This is a genomic window from Tannerella sp., from assembly GCF_030528505.1.
Lineage (GTDB): Bacteria > Bacteroidota > Bacteroidia > Bacteroidales > Tannerellaceae > Tannerella.
In genome coordinates, this window is the sequence record NZ_JAUMYS010000030.1 from 26783 (window position 1) to 36649 (window position 9867).

General features: G+C 48.1%; 8 protein-coding genes. 2 read left to right on the forward strand and 6 right to left on the reverse strand.

Features of this window, described 5'->3' with window-relative positions:
- Positions 1 to 11: 11 nt before the first annotated feature.
- From murD to rsmH, 6 genes are read right to left on the reverse strand one after another with little or no spacing between them, the layout of a single operon-like run.
- The gene (gene murD / locus Q4A89_RS06375) at positions 12 to 1349 is read right to left on the reverse strand and encodes a UDP-N-acetylmuramoyl-L-alanine--D-glutamate ligase (RefSeq protein ID WP_303184401.1); all 1338 of its coding nucleotides are present in this window, start codon (positions 1347 to 1349) and stop codon (positions 12 to 14) included.
- Between the two features lie 2 nt (positions 1350 to 1351).
- The gene (gene mraY, locus Q4A89_RS06380; RefSeq protein WP_303184402.1) at positions 1352 to 2617 is read right to left on the reverse strand and encodes a phospho-N-acetylmuramoyl-pentapeptide-transferase; all 1266 of its coding nucleotides are present in this window, start codon (positions 2615 to 2617) and stop codon (positions 1352 to 1354) included.
- Positions 2598 to 4088: a UDP-N-acetylmuramoyl-L-alanyl-D-glutamate--2,6-diaminopimelate ligase gene (locus Q4A89_RS06385; RefSeq protein WP_303184403.1), complete on the reverse strand. Its 1491-nt coding sequence runs from the start codon at positions 4086 to 4088 to the stop codon at positions 2598 to 2600. Before Q4A89_RS06385 ends, mraY begins: the two co-directional genes overlap by 20 nt.
- Before the next feature lie 12 nt (positions 4089 to 4100).
- Positions 4101 to 6311, reverse strand: coding sequence for a penicillin-binding transpeptidase domain-containing protein (locus tag Q4A89_RS06390; RefSeq protein ID WP_303184404.1), 2211 nt, complete (start codon positions 6309 to 6311; stop codon positions 4101 to 4103).
- Positions 6312 to 6318: 7 nt separating this feature from the next.
- Positions 6319 to 6666: an FtsL-like putative cell division protein gene (locus tag Q4A89_RS06395; RefSeq protein WP_303184405.1), complete on the reverse strand. Its 348-nt coding sequence runs from the start codon at positions 6664 to 6666 to the stop codon at positions 6319 to 6321.
- Positions 6667 to 6672: 6 nt separating this feature from the next.
- The gene (gene rsmH / locus Q4A89_RS06400; RefSeq protein ID WP_303184406.1) at positions 6673 to 7587 is read right to left on the reverse strand and encodes a 16S rRNA (cytosine(1402)-N(4))-methyltransferase RsmH; all 915 of its coding nucleotides are present in this window, start codon (positions 7585 to 7587) and stop codon (positions 6673 to 6675) included.
- A gap of 322 nt (positions 7588 to 7909) precedes the next feature.
- Between rsmH and Q4A89_RS06405 the strand changes: the two genes are divergently transcribed.
- Entirely contained in the window at positions 7910 to 8737 is an 828-nt protein-coding gene (locus Q4A89_RS06405; RefSeq protein ID WP_303184407.1) for a 1-acyl-sn-glycerol-3-phosphate acyltransferase, read from the forward strand.
- 4 nt (positions 8738 to 8741) lie between these two features.
- The gene (locus tag Q4A89_RS06410) at positions 8742 to 9716 is read left to right on the forward strand and encodes a GNAT family N-acetyltransferase (protein WP_303184408.1); all 975 of its coding nucleotides are present in this window, start codon (positions 8742 to 8744) and stop codon (positions 9714 to 9716) included.
- Positions 9717 to 9867: the final 151 nt, after the last annotated feature.

The window sequence follows — 9867 nt, forward strand, 5'->3', positions numbered from 1 at the left end:
TGCTTGACGAATTACAAGTTACGTACACACTTCTTGAACTGATCGCCGCGATCTTCGTAATTATCGAACAAGTCGAAGCTGGCACAGCACGGCGAAAGCAATACGGTATCACCTTTCTCGGCTAAACGGTAGGCCTTGTTAACGGCTTCTTCCATCGAGCGAGCATCCTCGATCCGATCGATTTTCCCATCGAAGAAGGCGTGCAGTTTCTGATTGTCTACTCCCAGAAAAATCAATGCACGCACTTTTTTCAATACGAGTGCCTCTATCTCGGAATAATCGTTGCCTTTATCCGTACCTCCCAGAATAAGCACCATCTTGGTGTTGATACTTTGCAAGGCGTACCAGCACGAGTTGACGTTCGTCGCTTTCGAGTCGTTGATGTAATCGACGCCCCGTATACGCGCAACCATCTCCAGACGATGCGCCACTCCGGGGAAACCGCTCAGGGAGGCTCTGAGCTTCTCGTCGCGGATGTCCAGAATTTTCGCGGCTATGCCGGCAGCCATGGTATTGTAAAGATTGTGCGTGCCTCTGAGGGCAATTGCTTCTTGATCCATTGTGAATGTCCCGTTTAACGTTTGGATTATAATTTGTTTTTCTTTGATATAGCCTTTCAGTTCCGGATGAAACGTATCGGAGAACGGATACGTTGTCGCTTTCGGAGGGTGCCGCTCCATTTCCTTTCGGATGATGGGGTCGTCATTCCAATAGATAAACGCATCTTTCTCTGTCTGATTGCGGAGAATACGAAATTTAGCATCGACGTAGTTCTGCATACAATGGTGATAGCGATCCAGATGGTCGGGTGTGATGTTCAGCAATACGGCAATATCGGCTTTGAACTCGTACATATTGTCCAACTGGAAACTGCTCAGCTCTATGACATAATACGCATGCGGCGATTCAGCCACCTGAAACGCCAAACTGTTGCCCACATTCCCGGCTAATCCGACGTCCAGCCCCGCTTCTTTGAGGATATGATACGTCAGTAAAGTCGTTGTTGTCTTGCCGTTGCTTCCGGTAATACAGATCATCGTCGCATCGGTATAACGCCCGGCAAATTCGATTTCGGAAATGACGGGGATGCCTTTCTCCATGGCTTTTTTTACGATCGGCACCTCATCCGGAATACCCGGACTTTTAATAATCTCGTCCGCATCCAGGATGGCCGATTCGGTGTGTCCGCCCTCTTCCCAGAGGATTCCGCGTTCCTCCATCATCTGTTTGTATTTGGGCAGGATATTTCCGTAATCCGAGACGAACACATCAAAGCCTTTCGCTTTAGCCAGCACCGCAGCGCCCGCTCCGCTTTCTCCCGCCCCCAATATGACCATTCGCTTTTTCATGATTACCGCACTTTTAAGGTAATGATGGCGATAGCTGCCAAAATAATCCCGATAAGCCAGAACCGAACGACGATTTTCGATTCGGGAATGACATTATACGGTTTCTGTATCAGCGCCTGTATGCCGCTTTTTCCCGGTTTCTGGAAATGATGATGCAAGGGCGTCATCTTAAAGATTCGCCGCCCTTCGCCGTATCGCTTTTTCGTATACTTGAAATAAGCAACTTGAAGCATAACCGAGAGCGTTTCAGCGAAAAACACTCCGCAAAGAATCGGGATGAGCAACTCCTTATGAATGATAATGGCAAAGACCGCAATGATCCCTCCCAAAGTCAAACTTCCCGTATCTCCCATGAATACCTGAGCCGGATAGGCATTGTACCAGAGGAAACCGATTGTGGCTCCGATAAAGGCCGATGCGAAGATCACCAGCTCCTCCGCTCCGGGAATAAACATGATGTTCAGAAACGAAGCAAACTCGAAATGCGAAGACGTATAGGCCAATATCCCGAGCGCCACGCTGATGATGGCGGAGCTGCCGGCAGCCAACCCATCGAGACCGTCCGTCAGGTTCGTCCCGTTCGAAACAGCCGTCACGACAAAGATGGTAATCAGGATAAAAATGATCCATGTCACTTCTGTTTTGTAATCTCCGGCCCAATCTGCCAAAACCGCATAATCGAAATTGTTGTTTTTAACAAACGGAATAGTCGTCTTAGTCGATTTGATCATATCCGGGTGAAACGTTACTTCTTCAAGGGTATCTTCCGAAGCGCTGCGTATCTCCATATTCTCACGGATCACCGCGTCCGGACTGAAATAGAGCGTCAATCCGACGATCAGTCCCAAACCGACCTGCGCAACGATCTTGAACCGCCCGTGTAATCCTTCTTTATCTTTTTTAAAGACCTTGATATAATCGTCGGCAAAACCTAAAGTCCCCAGCCACACCGTCGTAATCAGCATAATAATGAGATAGATATTATTAAGCCGTGCAAACAGCAGAATCGGGATGATGATCGCAATGATGATGATAATCCCTCCCATCGTCGGGGTGCCTTTCTTGCTCATCTGTCCTTCAAGACCGAGGTTGCGAACAACCTCCCCGATTTGCAGTTTTTGTAATTTGTCGATGATCCGTCGTCCGATACTTGTCGATATAAACAAAGCTAAAATAAACGCCATCACGGAGCGGAACGAAACGTATTTAAATACGCCGGCTCCGGGAATATCTAGTTGATCGAGATAGTTAAACAGTTCGTAAAGCATGGTGATATGATGGGTGTTGAGTTGCAAAAATAGTTCGTAAAATTTCGCGATCGTCGAAATGATGTTTTATCCCGTTGATTTCCTGATAGTCTTCATGGCCTTTGCCAGCTACCAGAATCACATCGCCTTTCTTCGCTAAACAAGTGGCGGTTTTGATTGCCTGTTTGCGGTCGGTAATGCAAAGCGTACGTTCCGCATCGCCGGGTAACAGCCCTGCCTGCATCTCTTCTATGATTGCATCCGGGTCTTCGAAGCGCGGATTATCGGAGGTCAGAATCAGCTGGTCGCTGAGTTTGGCAGCTTCTCTGGCCATCAGCGGACGCTTGCCTTTATCCCGGTTTCCTCCGGCGCCAACGACCGTAATAACGCATCCGTTGCCGCGCAATACATCATGAATACTGTTCAACACATTCGTCAAAGCGTCCGGCGTATGGGCATAGTCGACAATCGCCGTATATCCGAGAGGGGAAGGAATCGTCTCGAAACGTCCGGTGACGGAGCGCAAATCACTCAGCACAACGAGCACCGTCTCCGGATCTTGACCCAAACTGACGGCCGTACCGTAGACAGCCAGCAGATTCGAGGCATTGAAACGCCCGACAAAATGAACGGTAACTTCTCTATCATTGATTAAAAGCTCTGTTCCTTCAAAATGCGTCTCCAATATTTTCCCTTTGAAATCGGCGACGGTTTGCAATGAATAAGTCCGTTTCGTTGCGGCCGTATTTTGCAACATCACCATCCCCGATTTCTCGTCGGCATTCGTTAAGGCAAATGCGGTGGAAGGCAGGTCATCGAAAAATCTTTTTTTCGCTTTTAGATAATGCTCAACCGTTTTATGATAATCCAAATGATCGCGAGAAAGGTTCGTAAAAATACCACCTCGATACGTCAGTCCGCTGATACGTTGCTGATCGATGGCATGTGAACTGACTTCCATAAACACATAGGCACATCCGGCTTGGGCCATCTGTGCGACAAGCGCATGCAATGTCACGGCATCGGGAGTGGTATGATCCGTCGGTATCGCTTCTTCGCCGATATAGTTGCATACGGTAGAAATCAGCCCGCACTTGTATCCCAAGCGGATAAATAAATGATAGAGCAACGTGGCAACGGTTGTTTTTCCATTTGTTCCGGTTACCCCTACCAACGTCAGCTTCGACGACGGATGATCATACCATGTATCCAACAGCATGCCGAGGGCTTGAGCCGTATCGGAAACGATAACGAATGGCACATCGCATGTCCCGAGTTGTTCCGGTATGTTCTCGCAGACAACGGCCGCAGCACCTTTCTCAACGGCCTTTCCGATATAATCATGCCCGTCAACGGTCGTTCCGCTGACAGCGACAAAGAGCATACCTTCCTTTATTTGACGCGAGTCGGAATGGATGCCCGATATTTCGCAAGCGTCATCGCCTTGAACGCGCTTTATCGACAAATTCTTTATTAATCTATCTAATTTCATTGTTCTGTTTCTTTAATCTTTTAATACGATTTCGACAGTTTGTCCCTTCACGACTCGCTGACCGGGTGGAACAGACTGCGAAACCACTTGGCCTCTGCCCGAAAGACTGACACGAAGCCCTGATTTCTCCAAAGCATATACGGCATCTCTGGCTCCCATACCCACGACGTACGGCACCAACCCTTTCCGAATCGTCAGCTCTCTTACCCGAAGTGTATCTTTTCCTGCACTACGCCCGTAGACAGCATATTCGGATGCGATTCGCTTCGACGATACATTAATATCCAATTCTTCTATCACATACTTCGCGGCGCGTGCATCGCCGTTCTTCACGGCAGGTACCGGCACACTGCTTGCCTCTTTCGCAAGGGTACGCAGGTTTAACGTAATCTGATGCGAATACGTTTTCTCCGCAATTTCTTTGAAGACCGTGCCGGCCATCAACCCGCCCGAAGGCGATCCGTTACGCGGTCGCGAGACGACGACAATACACGAATACTTTGGGTTCTCATAAGGGAAATACCCGCAGAACGATACATTATGCTCCTTATTCGATGCGGCAATCTGCGCCGTAGCTGTTTTTCCCGCAATGGTTACTACATCCGATTGGGCCGGTTTACCTGTACCGTCACGACGCCCGTCAGGGTCTTTGTAGTTCACCACGTTGTAAAGCATCTCCTGTATTATTTTCAGCGTACGGGAAGAGCAGATAGACGAACAAATGACTTCGGTCGAGAAAGATTGGACTTCTTTACCGTTGTGGGTGATGCTTTTCACAAACATGGGTCGCACCATCTTACCGTCGTTCGCAATGGCATTGAAAAAAGTCAAGGTATTGATCGGTGGGATTTGCACTTCGTAGCCGTACGACATCAACGGCAAGGTTAGCCTTGACCAGTTCCGGCTTTCCGGTGTACGTATTTTGGCACGTCCCGCTCCCGGTATTTCCAAACGGAGATCAGCGTCTACTCCGGCCCGTTTGAGACCTTCCGTAAATTTTTTCGGATGATTCCCGTAGCCCTTCAATACGATTTTAGCGACTCCCACATTGGAAGAGTACCAGATGCTTTGAGCTGCCGTAATCGCTCCATATCCGCCTCGAGCGGCATTATGGTCTTTGATGGTGTGTCCCCTGACGGTATAGGTTCCGTTTCCGACGTCAATCGGCATTTCGGGAGTGCATATCTTGTCTTCAATGGCTACCATCATGGAAGCCACCTTAAAAGTCGATCCCGGTTCGATTTCGTCGGCCACGGCATGGTTTTTCGTTTCGGTATAGACGCCGGGACGTACGCGCTCCATGTTTGAGACCGCTTTAATCTCGCCGGTTTGCACTTCCATAACTATAGCTATACCCAAAGCGGCATCAAGCTCTTTCAGTTTATTCACCAGCGCCTTCTCCGTCAAATCCTGGATATGCGTATCGATGGTTGTCTGGATATCGAACCCATCGACCGGTTCTTGTTCTATCACATTCGTCCAGCGCCCCCCCACACGTTTCACGGAATTGTAGCCTGCCTGACCGTGCAGGAGCGTGTCGTATTCGAGCTCCAGGCCGTTCTTGCCTTTCGAGAGTCCGCCCGTTTCGATCTCGTTGTATATGTCGCCGATGGTACGTGATGCTAACGTGCCGAAGAGCTTCTGCCGTTGCACCATTTCTTTTTCGTAAAGTCCGCTCACGTTTCGGCCGAAGCGAAAAAAGGGGTATTGACGTATTTCTTTCAAATCGATGTATGAAATGCGGCCTTCGTACACAGGATATTGACGGCTTTTCGACTTGAGTCCGCGCAGCAAATGCGCCTTATATCCTGCGGCCGAACGGTTTTTAAGCTTTCGGGAAAGATAATAAGAAAGCGAATCGATACCGTCTCGACGGGAGTGCATGAAAGTATCGAGATTGGCTTTAGACTTTTTGGTACCTTTCTGAAATCCGCCGGCCTGAAAATCCATGTACAGATAATATCGGGGTACGCTCGTTGCCAGGAGTTTGCCGTCAGCCGAATAAATATTCCCGCGGTTAGGATTCACCAGTCGATTGGGCTTTTTCTGGCTCTCGGCCACTTTGTTCCATTTGTCTTTTTCGACAAAAGCAATCTTGAAAGTAAAGAAAAGAATCCCGATTATCGCCGGCAAAAGCAATAATACAACAATCAGGTAACGTGTCAGCACATGTCCGTCGCCCGATTCTTTTTTTTCTATTTCTTCTTTTTCAGACCTCGCCATACTGCTTTTATTTCTGGATGATATAAGGAGGCGTCTGAGGACTTTTCAGTTCGAGTCCTCTTTCTTTTACCAGCAGTTCGATCTGCGACAGACGATTGTTCCCGGTCAGTTGTCCGGAAATAGCCAGCGATTCGTATTTCACATCTTGCAATTCCTGCTGCAATTTATCGATTTCGCGAAGTTTCAGTAAACACGTATAGCGATTGCTGATAAATACAAACATCAAGCCGACGATTAAAACAATCAGCTTCGTATGCCTGACAATGAAATCTTCTTTCAGAATGCCCCCTCCCAGAATATAGAGCGGAGACAGCTGCCGTTTCTTTTTCGGGTTTATTTTGTTTGCTTCACTCATGCGGTGTCATTTTTTCTCTGCAATCCGTAATTTCGCACTCCGGGCACGAGGATTTCTGTCAATCTCTGCTTCCGAAGGAGTAATCACTTTATTATTTATCAAACGGAAAGGACTCAGTCGGTTGCCGAAAAAATCCTGTTTGTTTTCCCCCTCGAAATTGCCGCTGCGCATAAAATGCTTGACCAGTCGATCTTCGAGCGAATGGTACGTGATGACAACCAGTCGCCCGCCCGGCTTCAGAACTTTCAAGGCCTGCTGCAACATCTCGCGCAAAGCATTCATCTCATCGTTCACCTCGATACGTAAGGCTTGAAAGACCTGCGCCAAGAACTTTTTCTCTTTCTCTTTACGAACGAAGGGTTGCAACAAATCAATCAACGTCTGGCTCGACGAAATCGGCTGTTCTTCGCGCGACCGCACAATGATCGACGCCATTTTTCGCGCTTCCTTCAGCTCGCCGTAACGATACAGCAGATCGCTTAGCTTTTCTTCCGGATATGTATTGAGTACATCGAAAGCTGTTTGTCCCGCACGATTATTCATCCGCATGTCCAATGCCTGATCGAAGCGAAAAGAAAATCCCCGCGCCTCGTTGTCGAAATGATGGGATGATACACCAAGATCGGCCAAGACACCATCGACCTGCAATACACCGTGATAACGAAGAAAGTTAGACAAATAACGGAAATTGCTACGAATAAAAACAAAACGACGGTCGTCCGGAATATTCGCTTCCGCATCGGCGTCCTGATCAAACCCATAAAGTCTTCCTTCCTCACCCAGACGACTCAGAATACCCTGACTGTGTCCGCCGCCTCCGAAAGTGACATCGACATAAACACCCGAAGGCCGAACGGCTAAGCCGTCCAGACTTTCATCGAACAAAGCCGGGATGTGATAAGTGCTTTCTTTTTTATTCATTTTCAATGTCTTTTCGCAAACAATCGCTTCGCAAACACGCTTAACAAGGCGTAAAAGTACACATTCTCAAGAATTTGCTAACCGTTTGAGAAGGAAAGTTTTCAACAACCCATTTTTTCTTCGGCAAGTTGTTTCGTTCTACGACGTCGTCGTACCGATTTCAACGCTTCTTCTAACCATCCGAAGCCTGTTTTCGACAGTTCAAACGAAATCATCCGAAACCCGATCGCACGGTCTGTTTCTAACTTCTTCCAGAAAAAGAACACAAAAAAATACAGAAAAATCGATTTTATAAAAGGCGTCTGCTTATCTTTGTCGTCCGATGGAAACACAAACACCAATCATTGATGTGCGAAGGGTCCTACGTGAGAAAGCGCCCGAGATTTCAAAAAAGATGCCTGCATGTGTCGTGAATTATCTGATCCGCACGATTCATCAGGACGAATTGAACCGTATCCTCGAGCGCTATGCCGCACTCGACGGAGTTGCGTTCATGCAGGCACTGATTCGCGAATTCGATCTGACCATGCGCCTCATCGGTGAAAAGCATCTGCCTCCACCGGAGGGACGCTATCTCTTCGTGTCGAACCATCCGTTAGGCGGGCTGGACGGCATTTGTCTGGCAGCTCTGCTGGGCCAACGATATGGAGAGCAGATTCGTTGTCTCGTCAACGACCTGCTCTTGTTTATCCCGAATCTGCACTCCATTTTTATCCCGATCAACAAGCATGGTGCCCAAACGAAAAAAGCAGCGATACAGCTCGATGAAGCCTTTGCCTCCGATCGTCAAATACTCACTTTCCCGGCCGGTCTCTGTTCACGCAAACAAAACGGGCGCATCGAAGATACGGAATGGAAAAAGTCGTTTGTGCGAAACGCCGTCAAATACCATCGAGATGTAGTCCCCGTTTTCTTCGACGGGCGTAACTCCGACTTCTTCTATCGTCTGGCACGTATCCGCAAGCGACTGGGCATCAAAATGAATCTTGAAATGCTTTATTTGCCCGACGAAATGTTTCGGAACAAACATCAAACATTTCATGTTTATATAGGAAAACCAATCCCCTGGCAAACGTTCGACGGGAGTAAGAAACCCGCTGAATGGGCTGAATGGGTCAAACAAAAAGTCTATCAGTTGAGCGAAAAATAAACGTATGCAGAAAATTATCCGGCCGGTCGAAACGGCCTTGCTGAAAAAAGAATTGACTCCGGAGAAACGATTGCGGCGGACGAATAAATCGGACAACGAAATCTATATCGTGACGGCACATGACTCTCCGAACATCATGCGCGAAATCGGACGTCAACGCGAAATCGCTTTTCGTCATTACGGCGGAGGTACGGGAAAAGCGGTTGATATCGACGAGTTCGACACCATGGAACATGGCTACCGCCAACTGATTGTTTGGAGCCCGGAAGACGAGCAAATACTGGGGGGCTATCGTTTTCTCTTCGGGTCGGATGTGCAATACGATACGGCGGGAAAACCCATTCTGGCTACGGCACATCTATTTCATTTTTCGAAACGTTTTCTGGCCGATTACCTGCCTTATACGGTTGAGCTGGGACGCTCGTTCGTTTCGCTCGATTATCAGGCAACGCTCGGACGAACCAAAGGGATTTTTGTTCTCGATAACTTGTGGGACGGATTAGGCGCATTGACGGTCATCGATCCGGCCATGAAATATTTCTATGGAAAAGTCACGATGTACACGACCTACAACGTGGAAGCGCGAGATATGATTCTATACTTTCTCCGCCTGCATTTCCCTGACCCCGACCAATTGGTTGAGCCGATCTCCCCCCTACAGACGGGAATGGACGAAGAGAAAATGAAGCAACTTTTCTGCCACGATCACTTCAAAGACAACCTCAGAGTGTTAAATCACGAAGTGAGGAAATACGGTATCAATGTCCCTCCCTTAGTCAGTGCGTATATGAGCCTTTCGCCTAAGATGCGCACGTTCGGCACAGCCATCAACCGCGAGTTCGGCAATGTCGAAGAAACAGGCATCCTGATTGCCACCGACGAGATTCTGGAAGAAAAGAAAAAACGTCATATCGAAACGTACCTGAAAGAAATGACAGGCCGCGAAGCTCGACAGGATTCGATTTCAGATACGGATTGAAGATAAGACGACTTAGTCGTTACCTCATCGCTCCCAAGACGGTAACCACGTAATAGCATTTGTCTCATCGACTGTTTTTCTGATGCGGCACAAAACAGCATTCCTGTTTTCATACAAAAAGGAATCCCCCGTGCTGCAAGCTGCACAAGGG

Coding starts and splice junctions, on each gene's coding strand:
- murD (WP_303184401.1), bottom strand. CDS start 1,349: ATGAAAAAGCGAATGGTCATATTGGGGGCGGGAGAAAGCGGAGCGGGC.
- mraY (WP_303184402.1), bottom strand. CDS start 2,617: ATGCTTTACGAACTGTTTAACTATCTCGATCAACTAGATATTCCCGGA.
- Q4A89_RS06385 (WP_303184403.1), bottom strand. CDS start 4,088: ATGAAATTAGATAGATTAATAAAGAATTTGTCGATAAAGCGCGTTCAA.
- Q4A89_RS06390 (WP_303184404.1), bottom strand. CDS start 6,311: ATGGCGAGGTCTGAAAAAGAAGAAATAGAAAAAAAAGAATCGGGCGAC.
- Q4A89_RS06395 (WP_303184405.1), bottom strand. CDS start 6,666: ATGAGTGAAGCAAACAAAATAAACCCGAAAAAGAAACGGCAGCTGTCT.
- rsmH (WP_303184406.1), bottom strand. CDS start 7,587: ATGAATAAAAAAGAAAGCACTTATCACATCCCGGCTTTGTTCGATGAA.
- Q4A89_RS06405 (WP_303184407.1), top strand. CDS start 7,910: ATGGAAACACAAACACCAATCATTGATGTGCGAAGGGTCCTACGTGAG.
- Q4A89_RS06410 (WP_303184408.1), top strand. CDS start 8,742: ATGCAGAAAATTATCCGGCCGGTCGAAACGGCCTTGCTGAAAAAAGAA.